This is a genomic window from Mesorhizobium sp. M1A.T.Ca.IN.004.03.1.1 (genome assembly GCF_003997555.1).
Classification (GTDB): Bacteria; Pseudomonadota; Alphaproteobacteria; order Rhizobiales; family Rhizobiaceae; genus Mesorhizobium.
Genome location: NZ_RZTV01000120.1, coordinates 1 through 332 on the forward strand (window position 1 = coordinate 1; position 332 = coordinate 332).

Consider the following 332-nt stretch of genomic DNA (forward strand, 5'->3'; position numbering starts at 1 on the left):
CCGGCCATGATGCCGCCGGTCGCCGCCAGCCCGCGTTTGACGCCGCCGGTCAGCGAATTGGCGAGCACGAAGAGCATGTCCATGCCCGGCACGATGATGATGCCGAAGAGAAGGGTAAAGAAGAGCCAGAGGTTTTCATGGTAATTCATGTCAGTTGCCACCTTCAGTTCCACGGGCCATTTTCAAAAGACACCGATTGATTTCAATCCGATAGGCGGCTCTATACGCAAACCCAACTGACAGTGTATTGTCAGGAGCGTGAGAAATGGAGTGGCAAAATGCGCAAGGCCTCGCGGCTTTTCGAGATCATTCAGATCCTGAGGCTCGCCAGA

General features: G+C 54.8%; 1 pseudogene. It reads right to left on the minus strand.

Features of this window, described 5'->3' with window-relative positions:
* Positions 1 to 149, minus strand: a pseudogene (locus EOD29_RS30965) (LysE family translocator); the annotation flags it as partial.
* Positions 150 to 332 lie beyond the last annotated feature (183 nt).